Raw genomic sequence first — 16,058 nt, forward strand, 5'->3', positions numbered from 1 at the left:
AGCGAAGAGATTGAACGTTAAGAAGGGGCAGCCCCTTGGTCAAGATGACCTCGGGTGCTGCCCCTTCTTCAGTTGGGTCTAGTGCCAAGTCCTTAGTGCCAAACTCCTCTAACGATGATTACCAGAAGAATGAAAAGGACAAGGATGAAACCTACTGTATTGACGCCGCCTCCATATACGCCAGACATGCTAATTCCTCCTTGTGATTGTATTCCGCTGGAAGGCTGCTGTCACTGGAGTACATTCGCCCTCTGTCCGGTATACAGTATTGTATTGAGGAAGGCTCTGTGTGGAATGGACTCCTGTCACGATACATCCGGATTTGGGTAGTTACCCAGAAGGAAAAAGCTTGCTGGCAGCATCCCCGACATTCCCCGCGATTAATTGAAACGTCGAAGTCCCTTCGGCAGATGGTTCTTTAGCTGGCCGCCGCTTGCTTTGGCCCAGCCCAGCGGCAGGCCGTCAACGGCAACAAGGCCCCAGCCGCTCTCTTCACCTGCGGCAGTCAGCGTCTCGCCGCGAAGGTAAGCCGCAACCTCCGGCGCATCCGGCGGGTAGCTTTGCACCCACGATGCGTCCTCCGCCTGAACGGCGAGAGCAAGCGCATGCGCCGGCTCCAGGCGGTTCTTGCGGATATCGCCGAGATGCAGACCAGGCCGAGCGACCTTAAGGCCGTCAAGATTAGCGGCGCCAAAGCTGCCTTGCGTTTGATGGGGCAGCCAGTATAGAGCGTCGCCGAAGCGGAGCGGCTCGCCCGGGCCAAGGCTTAAGCCGGGCAATGCCTGCTCGGCAAAGCTGTGGAACAAGGCCATTTCGGCGGTCAACGGCTTGGACCTTCCCGCAGCGCGTTTGTCCCGCCGCTTGTCTTTGCTCTTTGGCGGTTCATCCGTCGCCTCCTGCTGCTCGCCTTCGGAGGTTTTCCGCAGCCGGGCGACGAAATGCCCCTCGCCGCGGACCCGATGCGGCCAGATGCGCTCGATTTGTTCGACCTGGAAGGAGGGATGCGCGGCAACAAATTGCGCAATCGTATCCTCGTTCTCGGCTCGGTTAAACGTGCAGGTCGAATAGACAAGCACGCCGCCCGGCTTCAGCATGATCGCGGCATGCTCCAGAATCTCCGACGAACGCTCGGCGCAATAGGCGACATGAGCTTCCGACCATTCGGCAACCGCATCTTCATCCTTGCGGAACATGCCTTCACCCGAGCAAGGAGAATCCAGCATGATGCGGTCGAAAAAGGCGGAAAAGCGTCTCGACAGTTCCTGCGGCGCGGCATTTGTAACCACCGCGTTACGGATGCCGAGACGCTCAACGTTCTCGCTTAAAATTTTCGCTCTGGCAGGATGGATTTCATTGGCGATGAGCAGACCTTCGCCATTCATGCTGCCTGCGATTTGCGTGGTTTTGCCGCCGGGAGCAGCCGCGAAGTCAAGAACCGTCTCGCCGGGCTGGGCATCCAGCAGCTCAGCCGCGGACATCGCGGAAGGCTCCTGGATATAATATAGGCCGGCTGTATGATAAGGATGCTTGCCGGGTCTCGCTGCTTCGCCGTAATAGTAACCGGTCTTGCACCAAGGTACGGGCTCCAATTGAAACGGCTGCTTGAGAGCAGCCGCTTGATCCCCGATAGGTTGTCGACATTTCAAAGGATTAAATCTAAGCCCGTAGACGCGGGCATCATTGTAGCTGTCAAGAAACCGCTCGGCTTCTTCCCTTCCGAGAAGAGCCTGCATTTGCCGGACATAAGCCTCCGGCAGCTGCACGTTCTTCAATGTACTGCCACTCCTTTATGCTTATCTGTTGCGTCCGCGGCGTCCGCCTGGAGCAGGACCGCGGGAACCTCCGCCGTTGCTGCCGCGCGAATCCCTGCCGCCGCGCGGCGCGCTGCCGCCCGAGCTGCGGGAATCCTTGCCGCTGCTTGGACGGCCTTCCCATCTGCCGCCGGTTGCTGCGCCGCGCGTATTGCCGCGTGTCGCGCCGTCTTGGGCCCGTTCGCCTCTGCCGCCGGCTGCTGCGCCGCGCGTATTGCCGCGTGTCGCGCCGTCTTGGGCCCGTTCGCCTCTGCCGCCGGCTGCTGCGCCGCGCGTATTGCCGCGCGTAGAACCGCCTTGAGTCCGTTCGCCTCTGCCGCCACGGTTAGCGCCGCGTGCGTCTCTGCCCCCGCGTCCGGATTCGCGCTCGCCGCTTCTGCCTCCCCGTTCAGGAGCAGCAGCCTCCCACGGATTGCCATTGACCTCGGTGCTGCTGACGGCAGCTCGTTCCGGCTTGCCGCGTCCGCCTGCTTGCGAACGGCCTGCACCACCTGCGCCGCGCTCATTGCGCTCGCCTCTGCCGCCGCGTCCGCCTTGCGCAGGCTTGAAGTCGCGACCGCCGCGACTGCGTCCTCCGCGTTTGTCATAGCTTTTGCCTTCGCTGCCGGAATGAGGAGCATTGCTCTTCACGATTGTGCCGTCCGGCTCAACGGTGCGGCGCTCAAGAGACGCGTTAATGCTGCGCTCGATATGGGCAACCGCACCTCGGTCGTAAGGCGATGCCAGCGTAATTGCAATGCCGCGTTGTCCGGCGCGGCCTGTCCGGCCGATGCGGTGGATATAAATCTCGGAATCGGTTGGCACATCGTAGTTGAAGACATGGGTAACGCCTTCTACGTCAAGGCCGCGCGCCGCCACGTCCGTAGCAACAAGAATTTGCAGCTTCGCGTCGCGGAAGCGTTTCATGACCTGCTCGCGTTTGGCCTGCGTCAAATCGCCGTGCAGCTCGTCGGACTCGAAGCCGTAATCCTGAAGAGCTTCGTTCAGCTTTTTCGCGCGGACCTTGGTCCGGCAGAAGATAACCGCCAAATACGGGCGCTGGGTTTCGATCAGCGTAATGAGTGCCTTCTGGCGTCCGCGGTCCGTTGTTTCGACTACGAGCTGCTTGATATTATCGAGAGTTACATTGGTGCTCTGGATTTTGATATCTACCGGTACCTTCATGTAATTCTCGGCGAGGCGTTTAATCTGATCCGGCATGGTAGCCGAGAAGAGCATCGTTTGACGGGCACGCGGCGTCTGCTCCACGATGCTTTCGACTTCGGGCAGGAAGCCCATGTGAAGCATTTGATCCGCTTCGTCGAGTACAAGCATCTTCAGCTTGCCAAGGTTGATCGTTTCGCGTCTCATATGGTCGATCAAGCGGCCCGGCGTAGCCACAACGATATGAGGCGCATTGTTCAGCTTGCGGATTTGCGCATCCACGTCTTGTCCGCCGTAAGCGGCAAGCACTTTGGCGCCAACGGCCGCTGCAAGCTTTTTCAGCTCGCTTGTAATCTGGATAGCCAGCTCCCGCGTCGGAGTCAGAATCAGCGCCTGAACCTGCTCTTTATCGACATCGATGCGCTGCAGAATCGGCAGGGTGAAGGCGATGGTTTTGCCTGTGCCCGTTTGAGCCTGGGCAATGACGTCTTGCCCGGACAGCAGGACGGGGATTGCTTTCTTCTGTACGGGAGTAGGGCTTGTAATGCCATTGGACTGAAGAACGTCCGTCAGCTCCGGGATGATACCCATGGAAATAAATTCAGTTGACATTTTGTATATTTTCCTCATTTCATCGAACTCGTTTATCGTCTAGTATAACAGTTGTGCCTTGGAAGTGCATCTTTCATCTACATATGCTATGCTGGGCGTCATAAGCTATTAAGCATACATGCAAACAAAGGAATGATCAACAATGAATAACGGTACAGAGCGCGCTTCGGTGAAGCCGGGTCTTGAAGTGGATATTGTTCTGAAGCAGGATCAGCGGACGGGGAAGCTGACGCGCGGCATTGTGAAGGATTTGCTGACGAATTCGCCCACTCACCCTCATGGCATCAAGGTACGCCTGACAGACGGCCAGGTCGGAAGAGTAAAGCATATTCATTCGTGAGTAAAGGAGCTTAGAACGCGATGGCATTCGGGATTTCCAGGTCTGAAATGACGGCATGGAAGGAAGCGGTCGCCCGCGGCGAGATTGCCTACCTGACGCATTATTGGGTGGATCCGCGTTTTCCGGGCATGAAGACCGTAACCAAGGTAGGCTGCTCCGATCTGGACAAGCTTGCGCGGTGGTGCAGGGATAACGGTCTGAATCCGCAATATATTCATAGACGGGATAAATACCCGCATTTTGACCTGCTGGGGCCTAAGCAGAGAGAAATTCTCCTGCGGGAAAATCAACTTGCCCAACTGGAAAGGTTTCATCTTTAATGAAAGGGAGATACGAACATGCAGATTAATTCGCTGCATCAGACGATAGAGGAGTTAAGTCTTAACGCATGGCCGTCACTTCAGACGGTCGTTTACGACGGCTGGCTGCTGCGGTTTGCGGACGGTTACACGAAGCGCTCGAATTGCGTGATGCCGCTGTACGAGAGTTACGGGCAAGTGGCGGAAAAAATCCTTCACTGCGAGAAGCTGTATGCGGAGCGGGGCTTGGACGCGGTTTTTAAAATCACGCCTTTCGCCAGGCCAAGCCAGCTGGACTCTATGCTGGAGGAGCGGGGTTATCGGATGGTGGATCCCGTTTATGTGAAGACGGCGGCACTAACGGAGCTTCCGTTGCCGGCGAATTGCGAATGCCGGATTGACGACCGGCTGAGTGAACGCTGGCTGGATGAATTTACGCAGATGATGCCGCTATCGGACAAGCAGCGGGAAGCGGCGGTTAAGATGCTGACCGGCATGCCGCTCCGCCAATGCTTTGTAACGCTTTACGCGGAAGGGATTCCGGCGGCCTGCGGAATCGGAGTAATCGAGCATGGCTATATCGGCTTGTACGATATTGTCACATCCGAGAGGTTCCGTAACAGAGGACTGGGCTATCAGCTGCTGCTGCATATTTTCCATTGGGCGTTGCGGAACGGAGCAGATAAAGCCTATTTATTAGTCGTTCAGGGGAACCAGCCGGCGAACCGGCTATACGACAAATTCGGTTTCGAGACGCAATACGAATATTGGTACAGGGTTAAATCTTGGAAGCAGGATGAGTGAACGTTTAGATGGTCTTAGGTTTAGCGTTTATACAAGGCTTTTTATTTTCTTTATCTCTTTGTTTGGATTTGGGCATGGTGAACGTTGCGATTATTAAAACCGGGGTTGAGCGCGGCTTTAAGCCGTCCTTTATGATCGGTTTCGGCTCATGCTTTGGAGACTTGACCTATCTTGCGCTCGCGCTGGTCGGGTTCAGCTTTATATTGGAGATTATCCCCGTTCGGTGGAGTCTATGGATTGCGGGTACGGTGGTTCTGCTGCTGCTGGCTTATAAAATGGCGAAAGAATCGCTCCATCCGAGGATGATTGATTGGCAAGCGCGGGAAGCGGATGAAGGGCAACGGCCCAAGCGGAGGCTCGCGGATTTTATGTTTGGGCTTGGAGCAGCGTTGTCGTCTCCTACGGTTATGCTGTGGTTTGTTGCTTCGGCCGGACCGATTGTGGCCGAGGTTCATGGCGACAGCCGGTACGCGATTGCCCTATTTATCGCGGGCTTCTTCACCGCCGGCTTATTATGGTCGCTTGGCATGGCTTACCTCAGCGGGCGGGCGGGCAAAGCGCTAGGCGCGAAATTCGTGAGGGTCATTTCGTTTTTCTCGGCTCTGCTCTTTGTTTATTTCGCGATCCGCGTATTTTGGTCGGGGCTGCAGTTTGTGCTAGGCAAGTAGGTTAACTATTGTGCTAAAAAGAGGGATACCATGTCCGTTGTGAACTTGTTGGCTTCCCGGCTAGGCCGCAAGGATGAGGAGCCAAATATTGAGCTTGCGCAAAGGCTGGCAAGCGAAGAAAACGTTGCAGGCATACAAGAAATCATCGAAAATTTGTCGAGCAAGGATAAAAAGATCCGGCATGATTGCATCAAGGTCGCCTATGAGCTTGGCGAAATAAGGCCGGAGCTGATTAGCCCATACGCTTTACGCTTCATCGAGCTGCTGGGAAGCCGGGATAATCGGCTGGTCTGGGGCGCGATGACGGCATTGTCCACCATAGCAGAAACGGCATCGGGAGCGATAATGGAGCATGTTGATCAAATCGTAAGCGCGATGAATACCGGTTCGGTAATAACCGTGGACAAGGCTGTTCTTGCGCTTTCGAAATTAGCGGCTGTAAGCGAGGCTAAAAATAAAGTTATTTTTCCTTTCTTGCTCCGCCATCTCGAGGGCTGCAGGTCCAAAGAAGTTCCTCAGCATTCGGAAAGCGTTCTTCTTGCGGTTACGGCTCCTAACATAGAGGAATATCTGAAGGTGCTGCGGGCAAGAGAGCAGCAGCTCACGGATGCGCAGTTAAAGAGAGTCAAAAAGATTTATAGGACGTTAGAGAATTAGCCGAAATAAAAACACGGTTGCGTTTATCCCGGATAAACGCAACCGTGTTTTTGGTTAGATGCCGTTTACAGCATGAGCGACAACAGCTGCTCCTTCGTAATGGGACCGAAGTAGAAGTTCACGTCGATCTCATCCAGCAGCTTGCCGAGCGATTCCGCGTCGTAACGCGTTCCGATCAGCTTCGAGGTCACTTCGCTTGTCTCGCCTCTGCCGAAGAAGTCGCCGAATACGGCGGCATCCACGATTTTGCCTTCCTCCACCTGCAGGCGTATGTCATAAGTTCCCGCGCCTTCGATACGCTTTGTCTGACGGACGTTAAAGGCAGGGGAGCGGCCGTAATTCCAGTCCCAGCTGCGGTAACGCTCGTCGGCCAGCTTCCGGACATTCGCCCAGTCCTCTTCGGACAGCTCGTAGACCGGAATTTCCGGCTCGCCTTCGAATATAGACTCCAGCAAGTACTGTCTCAATTCCTGAATGGTCATCGGTTCCTTCAGAAATTCCGAGATGTTGGCGACGCGGCTCCGGATGGATTTGGTTGCTTTCGAGACGTATTTCTCCGCGTTAACCTTAAGCGCGGAAACGACATTCTCAATCTCCGAATCAAATAAGAGAGTGCCGTGGCTGAACATCTTCCCTTTGGTTGCAAATTGGGCGTTGCCGGAAATTTTCCGCTCGCCAACCTGAAGGTCGTTGCGTCCCGACAGCTCCGCTTCTACGCCAAGCTTGCGCAACGCGCGGACAACGGGCTCCGTGAACTTCTTGAAGTTGTGGAACGACTTGCCGTCATCCTTCATGATGAAGCTGAAGCTGAGATTCCCGAGATCATGATAGACCGCGCCGCCTCCCGACAGCCTGCGTACCACATGGATGCCATTATCATTGACATACTCCGCGTTAATTTCCTCAACCGTATTCTGGTTCTTGCCGATGATGATAGACGGCTCGTTGATGTAGAACAGCAAATATTCGTCTTCCGGCAGCGAACGTAAAATATATTCCTCGAGCGCCAGATTCAGCGTCGGGTCCGTGATATTGTGATTGTCGATAAACCGCATGCGTAATTCTCCTCTTCATTGATCAGTCCTGCTCCCATTATAACCCTCACGGAAAGATTTTTCATGCGGGCAGGACAAAATTATAGGTCAAACGCTGCGGGCTTTGCCGCCTTCCCCGATCCAGGTTTTCTTCCATTCCAGCTGGGCAAACGCCAGCATAATGACGCTTAGCAGCGCAATGCCGCACAAAATGAGGAAGCCTGGCGTGTAGGAGCCAGTGGATTGATACAAGTTACCGAGAATGAGCGGGAGAGCGTAACCGCCAATGCCGCCTGCTGCGCCAACGATCCCGGTTACCAATCCAATTTCGTCACCGAATCGCTGCGGTACCAGCTGGAATACGGAGCCGTTGCCGGCGCCGAGGCACATCATGCCTACGAATAGCAGACCAATCACGAGATAGAGCGGCGGAAGACTCGATATGGAAGCGAGCATAACAGCCGCACCCGTATACAAAATCATCAGAACCTTAATGCCGCCAAGCTTATCGGACAAATACCCGCCAATCGGACGGAAGAAGCTGCCGGCGATAACGCATAGCGTAGTGAAATCGGCTGCTTTGACGGCAGACAAGCCGTATTGGGTGTTGAAGAAGATCGTCAGGTAGTTGGAGAGACCAACAAAGCCGCCAAACGTAACGCTGTACATAATGCAGAAAAGCCAGGTGTCGCGCTGCTTTAATATTTTCGCGTACTGGGACAGTTTTTTGGGAGCCGGCTGGTTAGGGCTGTCTTTCGCGAAAATCGTAAAGACGATGAAGGCAATCGCGATTGGGATTATCGCCAGGCCAAAAACGACTTCCCAGCTGCCGAAATGCTGGGCAATTCGGTTAGCGAACAAAGTGGAAAAGACCGTTCCGCTGTTGCCTGCGCCGGCGATACCCATGGCGAGACCTTGATATTGCGGCGGATACCAGCGGCTTGCAAGCGGAAGCGCAGCGGCAAAGGAGGCGCCTGCGACGCCAAGCATCAGGGCGACGATATGAAGATCCGACAGGGAATCAACGAATTTCCATCCCCATACCAGAGGGATCATCGTAAGCAGCATGCCAAGCTGCCCGGTTCTCTTGGGGCCGATATAGTCGGTCAGGAAGCCAAACACCAGGCGGAGAATAGAGCCGCCAAGCACCGGCAGCGCAACGAGGTTGGCTTTTTGAACCGGCGTCATATCAAAATCTCCGATAATAACGACGCTAAGCGGTCCGATCAGCACCCAAATCATAAAGCTGATATCGAAATACATAAATGCACTGAATAATGAAGGCTTATGCCCGCTTTTCCAAAACGACGTAGGGTTGCTCATAACCAATTCCCTCCAATGGATATATTTCTGTGTTTTCCGTTCGCAGACGCGCGTTCCCGGGGCGAGAGTCTGATTTTCGTTTCTTTTCAAAAATTAAAAAAAGGCCGCAAACTGCCCTTGCGGACAGAAGCGGCCTCTTTGCCGAAGGCGGTACAGCATTGTACCCACCGGATCGTACGGTCACATCATTGTGAACCCAATTCGAATTATAGGTGAATTGTCAAATGCATGTCAATAAACTTAACACCAAATTTTAAAATATCCATAAAATAATGCAGAAGTCGATATTTTTGCGTCACTTATATTGACATGCGACTAAACTTACATTATGCTCAAAACAAATGATCAGCACAACGATGTGCTGTCGACTTTGGCAACGGAGCCCGCTTCCTTATTTCTATAGGGAACGGGCTTTTTATGTTCATTTTGTGCGGTGGGGAGGAATGCCTGAATGACTGCCTTGCAGAAGCAGCAGCTTGTTGTATCCGTGGAAGAAGCGATTCGTCATTTGTGTGAGGGAATGTCCCCCGTTCGAACGGAAAAGCTGCCCTTGGAGGATTGCGTGGGCAGAGTGCTGGCGGAAGATTTCTTTACACCGTTTCCGATGCCTCCGTTCCGCCGGGCGGCGATGGACGGGTATGCCGTACGCTCGCAAACCTTGCTTGGCGCCGGTCCGGGCAGTGAAGTTATGCTTAGAGTGATCGCGGAGGTTAAGGCGGGCGCTTCCAAGGAATGGGCTCAGGAGTGTACCGCAGGCCGGCCGGTTAATGATAGGGATGCCGTACGGATCTTTACGGGTGCGCCTGTGCCGCATCGTTACGATACCGTTGTTATGCAGGAAGTGGTTACTCCCATTAACGGGGAAGACGGCAAGCCGCTGTGGATTGGAATAGACCGTCCGCATCCGGGTGGCCGACATATCGCGGAAGCCGGAGAGGATCTTGCGCCAGGCAAGCTGATTCTTGTGAAAGGAACCATGATCGGGGCTAAAGAAATGGCGGTGCTGGCCTCCTACGGGCAGGCGGAAGCGGTTGTATATGCGAAGCCTCGGATCGTTGTTCTGCCGGTTGGCGATGAGCTTCAGGAGCCGGGAACGGCTCTTACCGCAAACCGGATTTACGACGCAAACGGACTTGTTGTTTATGCTTTCCTGAAGCAGCTTGGCGCTCATGTCATTCGCCGAAAGCCGGTTCCGGATCATCCTGCCATCCTGGCAAACGAAATCAGGCTTGCCGCGGAGCAGGCCGATGTGGTCATTACGACAGGCGGCATATCGGTCGGCGACCATGATTACGTTGAGCGGTCCGCCGCCAGCGCCGGCTTTGAGCCGCTGTTTACAAAGGTGCTGATGAGACCCGGTACGCCAACCTCTGCTTTCAAGAAAGGGGAATGTTTGCTGTTTGGATTGTCGGGAAATCCGTCCGCTTGTTATTCCGGTCTCGAGCTGCTGGTGAAGCCGGCCGTTCAATGGTTAAAGGGAATGAAGAATTACCGCAATCAATGGCTCAAAGGGAAGCTGGAGGATTCGATCGGCAAGCCTTGCCCTTATCCAAGGTATGTACGCGCCATAGCGTCCATGGAACTTGGAGTATGGCGGATTTCGCCGCTGCCCAACGATAAATCGGGCAATATCGCGGCATTCGCGGAAGCAAACGCCATTGCCGTAATCCCGGCGGGCGGAAGAGGCGCGGCGAAAGGGGAAATCGTTTCTTTTCTATTACTAACGCATATGGCAAACGGAGGATTAACGTTGTGACGACAAGGAAACTAGCGGTAATCGGCAATGGAATGGCAGGCGTAAGATGCGTAGAGGAGATAGACCGGTTATCGCCCGGAGCCTTCGAAATCACGATTATCGGGGATGAGCCGCATCCGAATTACAATCGGATTATGCTGTCGAAAGTGCTGCAGGGGGATACCTCCATTTCGGATATTACCATCAATGATTTTGCTTGGTACAAGGAGCGCGGAATCCGGCTGCTGCTTGGCGAGAAGGCGGTGCGGGTTGACTCGGCCGGCAAAAACGTTTATCTCGAATCGGGCAGGACGGTGCCTTACGATGAACTTATATTGGCAACGGGATCTTCGGCTTTTGTCCCGTCGATCCCGGGTATTCGCAAATCCGGCGTAACAGCCTTTCGTAATATAAAAGATTGCGAGACGATGATCGAGGCATCGGAATCCTACCGGAGAGCGGCGGTGATCGGAGGCGGTCTTCTGGGGCTGGAGGCAGCGCGCGGTCTGCTCAATCTGGGCATGGAGGTGCATGTCGTTCATAATGCTCCTTATCTAATGAACAGGCAGCTGGACGCGATGTCGGCCGATATGCTCAAGCGCGAGCTTACGCAGCAGGGCATGCGGTTCTGGATGGAGAAACGGACGGAGAAAATTATCGGCCGCAAACGGGCCGAAGGGCTGTTGTTCAGTGACGGAACAAAGCTTATGGCGGATCTTATTGTATTGGCCGTCGGAATCAGTCCCAACGTCGAGATAGCCAATAACAGCGGAATTGCCACAAACCGGGCTATTCTTGTTGATGATTACATGCGGACCAATATGCCTCATATCTATGCGGTTGGGGAATGCGCCGAGCATAACGGGACGGTATACGGATTGGTCGCACCGCTGTACGAGCAGGGAAAAGTGCTGGCCAAGGTATTAACGGATGCGGATACTCCCCCTTACAAAGGCTCCATTCCTTATTCCATGCTGAAGGTGTCCGGGGTGGACGTGTTCTCTGCAGGAGATATTCAAGGCGATATTGAGGTGGCGCTGCAGCAATATAACGGTTTGCGGGGCACTTACAAGAAGGTAACCGTCAGAAACGGCAGGATAGCCGGTGCCGTATTGTACGGGGACAGTTCCGAGGGAATGAAGCTGCTGGATTATTTGAAGAAGAAAACGGATGCGGAGGTGCTCCTTGAAAAGACGGAAGGGGCATCAGGCGGTGCCGATGAGGCTGTTATTGCGATGGCCGATCACCAGACCGTATGCTCGTGCAACGGCGTGAGCAAAGGAGCTATCGTATGCGCCATTCAGGAGGACAAATTGCTGACGGTCGAGCAGATCCGGGATAAGACAAAAGCGTCCGGCTCCTGCGGGGGCTGCAAACAGCTGGTTGGCGCGGTACTCGCAAGCGTGCTGGCGGGAGCAGGAGGCGGAACCAAAAAGACGGTGCCGATCTGCGGCTGTACCGAGCTGGGGCATGAAGAAGTGAAGGCCGAAATTGCGAAACGGGAGTATGCAGACGCGGCGCAGGCAAGAGAAAAGCTTGGCTGGAGCAAGGCTGACGGCTGCGTCGTTTGCCGCGGGGCTATTCCTTATTATATGGGATTGACCCAGGAATCCAAAAAGCCGGCAAGTCCGTTGTTAGACCACGAGATCACGGAGTTATCATGGGATGCCCGGGAGCTGCAACTGCCGTATCCTGTGCAAACCGAGCGGTCCGTTCATTATTTGCAAACTTCGGACGTTCTGGTTCGGGATTTTGGGCTTGTTGCCGTACCTGCCGGCTGGGAGGTTTACGTCGGAGGTCATTCGGAGCATCCGGTCAAGCAAGCGCAGCTGCTTGCTGTAGTGGCGGAGGAAGAAATGGCGCTGAAGCTGGCAGCAGCCTGCGTTCAGTCGTACAGGGAGTCCGCTTATTACGGGGAGCGCCCTTGGAAATGGCTTGAGCGAATCGGCCTCCAGCCGCTTAGGGAGAAGCTGCTCGATCGCGGAGAGCAGGAAGATTTAATCAGCCGTATGCAGGCGGCGGAAAGGGCGGAGATGGTATGGAGCGGCACATAGAAACAATGACATTCACGGTGGAGCAGGCCAAGGAAGTAATGGCCACGCAATGTCCCTTCTGCAGCGTGCAATGCAAGATGGAGGTTGCGGAGGACCGTTCGGGACGGCGGCCAGCCTACCAGGTAACGGCGATTCCGAATAAAGCTTCCGAGGGCCGGTTATGCGTGAAGGGGATGAACGCCCATCAACATGCAGTCAGCAGGGAAAGGCTGCTTCATCCGATGATGCGTAAAAACGGCAAGCTGACGCAGGTAACTTGGGAGGAAGCGCTCGAGGCAGTCAGCACTCGGCTGACCGGTCTGCAAACGGAGCATGGCGCCCATTCCGTTGGTCTGTACGGCGGCGGATCGCTTACAAACGAATCTGCCTACTTGCTGGGCAAGTTTGCTCGGGTTGCCCTGCAGACTAAATACATCGACTATAACGGCAGGTTTTGCATGTCGGCCGCGGCATCGGCTGGCGTAAAAACCTTTGGCATCGACCGCGGCCTGACAAACAAGCTGTCGGACATTCCGCTAGCCGAATGCATTATTTTGGCGGGGACTAACATCGCGGAATGCCAGCCGACGCTGATGCCGTATTTTACGAGAGCGAAGGATAACGGGGCTATCATAATTGTTATCGACCCCAGAGTATCGGCCACCGCTTCTATCGCCGATCTCCATCTTCAGGTGAAGCCCGGCATGGATGCGGCGCTGGTGAATGGCATGCTGAAGGTTATATTTGACGAGAAGCTCATTGATGAAGGTTTTATCAAGAGCAGAACAAAAGGCTTTGGCGAGGTGAGGGAGCATGTGGATTCGCTTGACCTCGATGAAATAGCGGACGTGACCGGCGTAAGCATGGATCTGATCCGCAAAGCGGCTATCAGCTTTGGCAAGGCGCGTACGGGAATGGTTTTTACGGCCCGCGGCGTTGAACAGCACGCGGATGGCCATATGGCCGTAAGAAATTTTCTTAACCTGATTCTGGCTACGGGCAAAATCGGCAGGGAGGGCTGCGGCTACGGCGCCGTAACCGGGCAAGGGAACGGGCAGGGCGGACGCGAGCATGGGCAAAAAGCAGACCAGCTGCCCGGTTACCGATTGATTGAAAATCCGGAAGACCGAGCTTATATAGCTGGTGTATGGGGAATTGAACCCGAAGAGCTGCCGGGCAAAGGGGTATCCGCGTACGAAATGATGGAGCTTGTTCATAGCCGGGATATAAAAGGGCTGTTCGTAATGGGCTCTAATCCGATTGTATCGAACCCAAACGCCCTCCTGGTGGAAGAAGCGCTGGAGCGGCTGGAATTTCTCGTCGTTGCGGATATGTTCCTCTCCGAGACCGCCAAGCTGGCCGATATCGTGCTGCCGGTCACCGCATATCTCGAGAATGAGGGGACGATGACAAACCTCGAGGGCCGGGTTCTGCTGCGGCCTGCTGGCCGTTCGGCTCCGGGAGAAGCGCGTCATGACTGGCAGATTCTGTGCGACTTGGCTTACTGGCTGGGCAAGGAGAAGTATTTCGCCTTCCGCCGGCCGGAGGATATCTTTAATGAGCTGCGGATCGCCAGCCGCGGCGGCATTGCGGATTATTACGGCATTACGTACGAGAGGCTCCGCAAGGAGGAGGGGATCTATTGGCCATGCCCGTCCCTTGACCATCCGGGGACTCCAAGGTTGTTTGGCGAGCGATTTGCCCATCGGGACGGGCTTGCCGTATTCCAGACCGTAGACAGTTTATCTCCGGCGGAGCAGCCAAACGAAGAATATCCGTTGTACATGACAAACGGCCGTATGCTGTCCCATTACCTGACAGGGGTGCAGACGCGAAGAAGCCCCGTTCTCGCTGCCCGCGAGGTGGAAAACATACTGGAGATTCATCCGCTGACTGCTCGGAAATACCGGCTTGAGGATGGCGTTCTGGCCAGCGTGCAATCGAGCAGGGGAACGGTTATCGTCCGTGCGAAGCTTACTTCGGACATTCGCGAGGATACGTTATTTATCCCGATGCATTGGGGAGATGCCCAGAACGTGAACCGGGCTACCAATGCCTTGCTTGATCCGAACTGCAAAATGCCGGATTTCAAGACAAGCGCGGTGAAGGTACGGCCGCTTGCCGAGTATTTGCGGGAAGAGCGGGAGATGGGACTGGTGAAAGAATGATAGGCGGTATCATATTGGCCGGAGGCCAAGGCAGGAGGATGGGCGGATTAATGAAAGCGCTCCTGCCGATGGAAGGGCGGTTTATGATTGAGCAGGTCCGTGACGGCATGCTGCCGTTATGCGGAAGCGTTACGGCCGTCGTCGCGTCCGAGGAGCAGGCTAAGCTCCTCTCCGGCTTGAAGCTGCCCTGCCTGATTGATACGTCGCCGGGACAAGGGCCGCTTGCCGCTCTTCATACCGCGTTTGAATACAATTGTTATTCAGCCCTCTGGGTATCCGCTTGCGACATGCCGTTTGTATCGGCTAAGGCAGCCTCCTATTTGCAGCATCGGATGGAAGAGAGCGGAAGTCTGGCTGCCGTGCCTGAGATTAAGGGGCAGCTTCATCCGCTGCATGCCGTTTATCGCGCGGAATGCCTCGAGCAGGCAGAGCGTTGCCTGCAGGAAGGCGACTACAGCATGAAGGGCTTTTTGAAGCGGATCGACTATACTCGGGTTCCGGAGGAGGAGTTTGCGTTGGCCGGCATAGCTCTTAGCTTTGTTGACAATATCAATACTCCGGAGCAATACGAGGAAGCGAAATTACGAAAGGGGGTGTAGCCTTGGCAGCAGCCGTATATCAGATTACGGGCTTTAAAAATACGGGCAAAACAACGCTCATATGCCGGTTGATCGATTATTTGGTGTCCCGCGGCGTGATGGTCGCAACGATTAAGCATGACGGCCACCTTTTTGAGGCGGAGCCGGCGCATACGGATACCGCCCGGCACCGTTCCTCCGGAGCCGTCTGGTCGGCGATTACTTCGGCAGACCGGACGGCAATCGTGAAAGAGAAGCCTTCCGCATTGGTTGAGCTGATCGGGGAAGCGCCGGCAGAGGCATTTATCCTTGTTGAAGGGTTTAAGGCTGAGCGGTTCCCGAAGCTTGTGATCGTGAGAAAGGCGGAGGATGAACGGCTGCTGGGCGAACTGAATGGCATTACGGCAGTAGCGGTCTGGCCGGGATATACCTTACAGCAAGACGCCATTCCGGCAGGGGCCAAGCGATTCGAGATAGACGATGTGCACGGGATAGGAGATCATATACAGATAGAAAGTTTGAGAAGACGGTCCTGAAGCGGGACCGTCTTTTTCCATTATCGAAAACTTTTTCGGCAATTGTCCGTATACATGATTACACTATCGTGACAGCAAGCGAGGAGGTACGCCTAAATGTTTCAGTTATTCGTCTATATCGGCTGCGCATTTATTTTGATATCCGGGGTCGCTTTGGGAGCTTGGACAACGCCTGAGCAGCAAAGAAGCAATTTTAATACGGGGCAGCCATCGGACAGAAGGATAAGAAACAAGGTTGCGACCTGGTCCTTTGTGCTGGCATTGATCTGCCTTGCGATTGCCGGACTGATCAACTGGATGGGCTAAATAGAAAGCGC

General features: G+C 54.8%; 16 protein-coding genes. 11 read left to right on the top strand and 5 right to left on the bottom strand.

Annotation, left to right across the window (positions count from 1 at the left end; translation table 11 throughout):
* Positions 1–92 precede the first annotated feature (92 nt).
* The 3 genes from FHT67_RS29885 to FHT67_RS04355 form a co-directional block, all read right to left on the bottom strand.
* Complete coding sequence (locus tag FHT67_RS29885; protein ID WP_132304268.1) at positions 93–188, bottom strand: dihydroorotate dehydrogenase; 96 nt, start codon at positions 186–188, stop codon at positions 93–95.
* A 192-nt stretch (positions 189–380) separates the two neighbouring features.
* Positions 381–1,772: an RsmB/NOP family class I SAM-dependent RNA methyltransferase gene (locus FHT67_RS04350; RefSeq protein WP_167196012.1), complete on the bottom strand. Its 1,392-nt coding sequence runs from the start codon at positions 1,770–1,772 to the stop codon at positions 381–383.
* 21 nt (positions 1,773–1,793) lie between these two features.
* Entirely contained in the window at positions 1,794–3,566 is a 1,773-nt protein-coding gene (locus FHT67_RS04355; protein ID WP_208403106.1) for a DEAD/DEAH box helicase, read from the bottom strand.
* A 142-nt stretch (positions 3,567–3,708) separates the two neighbouring features.
* Here FHT67_RS04355 and FHT67_RS04360 point away from each other — a divergent pair, with 142 nt between their 5' ends.
* The 5 genes from FHT67_RS04360 to FHT67_RS04380 are packed head-to-tail and all read left to right on the top strand — an operon-like array spanning position 3,709 to position 6,334.
* Positions 3,709–3,906, top strand: a complete 198-nt coding sequence (locus tag FHT67_RS04360) for a YwbE family protein (RefSeq protein WP_132304274.1) — start codon at positions 3,709–3,711, stop codon at positions 3,904–3,906.
* Positions 3,907–3,926: 20 nt separating this feature from the next.
* Positions 3,927–4,226, top strand: coding sequence for a hypothetical protein (locus FHT67_RS04365; RefSeq protein ID WP_132304276.1), 300 nt, complete (start codon positions 3,927–3,929; stop codon positions 4,224–4,226).
* A gap of 18 nt (positions 4,227–4,244) precedes the next feature.
* Positions 4,245–5,009: a GNAT family N-acetyltransferase gene (locus FHT67_RS04370; protein WP_132304278.1), complete on the top strand. Its 765-nt coding sequence runs from the start codon at positions 4,245–4,247 to the stop codon at positions 5,007–5,009.
* Positions 5,010–5,017: 8 nt separating this feature from the next.
* Positions 5,018–5,677, top strand: coding sequence for a LysE family translocator (locus FHT67_RS04375; protein ID WP_167196015.1), 660 nt, complete (start codon positions 5,018–5,020; stop codon positions 5,675–5,677).
* A gap of 30 nt (positions 5,678–5,707) precedes the next feature.
* Positions 5,708–6,334, top strand: coding sequence for a hypothetical protein (locus FHT67_RS04380; RefSeq protein ID WP_167196017.1), 627 nt, complete (start codon positions 5,708–5,710; stop codon positions 6,332–6,334).
* Between the two features lie 65 nt (positions 6,335–6,399).
* On the opposite strand, the gene lplA is transcribed toward FHT67_RS04380, so the two are convergent.
* Together lplA and FHT67_RS04390 are read right to left on the bottom strand one after the other, a co-directional pair.
* Complete coding sequence (gene lplA, locus FHT67_RS04385) at positions 6,400–7,389, bottom strand: lipoate--protein ligase (protein WP_132304284.1); 990 nt, start codon at positions 7,387–7,389, stop codon at positions 6,400–6,402.
* 87 nt (positions 7,390–7,476) lie between these two features.
* Complete coding sequence (locus FHT67_RS04390; protein WP_132304286.1) at positions 7,477–8,691, bottom strand: nitrate/nitrite transporter; 1,215 nt, start codon at positions 8,689–8,691, stop codon at positions 7,477–7,479.
* Between the two features lie 451 nt (positions 8,692–9,142).
* Here FHT67_RS04390 and FHT67_RS04395 point away from each other — a divergent pair, with 451 nt between their 5' ends.
* The 6 genes from FHT67_RS04395 (at position 9,143) to FHT67_RS04420 (ending at position 16,047) form a co-directional block, all read left to right on the top strand.
* The gene (locus FHT67_RS04395; RefSeq protein ID WP_132304288.1) at positions 9,143–10,447 is read left to right on the top strand and encodes a molybdopterin molybdotransferase MoeA; all 1,305 of its coding nucleotides are present in this window, start codon (positions 9,143–9,145) and stop codon (positions 10,445–10,447) included.
* Positions 10,444–12,480 (top strand): nitrite reductase large subunit NirB, encoded by a 2,037-nt coding sequence (nirB, locus tag FHT67_RS04400; protein WP_167196020.1) that lies wholly within the window; start codon positions 10,444–10,446, stop codon positions 12,478–12,480. Before FHT67_RS04395 ends, nirB begins: the two co-directional genes overlap by 4 nt.
* Complete coding sequence (nasC, locus tag FHT67_RS04405) at positions 12,465–14,627, top strand: assimilatory nitrate reductase catalytic subunit NasC (protein WP_167196023.1); 2,163 nt, start codon at positions 12,465–12,467, stop codon at positions 14,625–14,627. Before nirB ends, nasC begins: the two co-directional genes overlap by 16 nt.
* On the top strand, positions 14,624–15,226 hold the full coding sequence (gene mobA, locus FHT67_RS04410) for a molybdenum cofactor guanylyltransferase (protein ID WP_208403107.1): 603 nt from the start codon (positions 14,624–14,626) through the stop codon (positions 15,224–15,226). Before nasC ends, mobA begins: the two co-directional genes overlap by 4 nt.
* A gap of 2 nt (positions 15,227–15,228) precedes the next feature.
* Positions 15,229–15,741, top strand: a complete 513-nt coding sequence (gene mobB / locus FHT67_RS04415) for a molybdopterin-guanine dinucleotide biosynthesis protein B (RefSeq protein WP_167196029.1) — start codon at positions 15,229–15,231, stop codon at positions 15,739–15,741.
* A gap of 96 nt (positions 15,742–15,837) precedes the next feature.
* On the top strand, positions 15,838–16,047 hold the full coding sequence (locus FHT67_RS04420; RefSeq protein WP_167196032.1) for a DUF5316 family protein: 210 nt from the start codon (positions 15,838–15,840) through the stop codon (positions 16,045–16,047).
* Positions 16,048–16,058: the final 11 nt, after the last annotated feature.

This window comes from Paenibacillus sp. BK720 (genome assembly GCF_011761545.1).
GTDB lineage: Bacteria > Bacillota > Bacilli > Paenibacillales > Paenibacillaceae > Pristimantibacillus.